General features: G+C 50.5%; 1 protein-coding gene. It reads right to left on the bottom strand.

All coding sequences use genetic code 11. The features are described 5' to 3' along the window. Positions 1-210: immunoglobulin-like domain-containing protein (locus tag JE46_RS24390; protein ID WP_035137126.1), on the bottom strand; the 210-nt coding region annotated here is incomplete at both ends.

Below are 210 nucleotides of genomic sequence, written 5' to 3'. Positions count from 1 at the left end.
TGATCGTTACCGTGGCCTGCTGAACGCCGTTTTCGGTAGCGCCATTGCCTCCGGTTACTCCTGTGATATCGACGATTACTGTTTCGTTTCCTTCATATAAAGCATCATCGGTCGGATCAATCGTGATCGTGCCGGTCAATTGCCCTGCCGGGATCGTAATGGTAGTATTGCTTGCTGCATAATCTCCTGCCGAAGCTGTTCCTGTAAAGC

This window comes from Flavobacterium chungangense LMG 26729, from assembly GCF_000735715.2.
GTDB lineage: Bacteria > Bacteroidota > Bacteroidia > Flavobacteriales > Flavobacteriaceae > Flavobacterium > Flavobacterium chungangense.
This window is presented reverse-complemented; position numbering and strand designations above follow the sequence as displayed.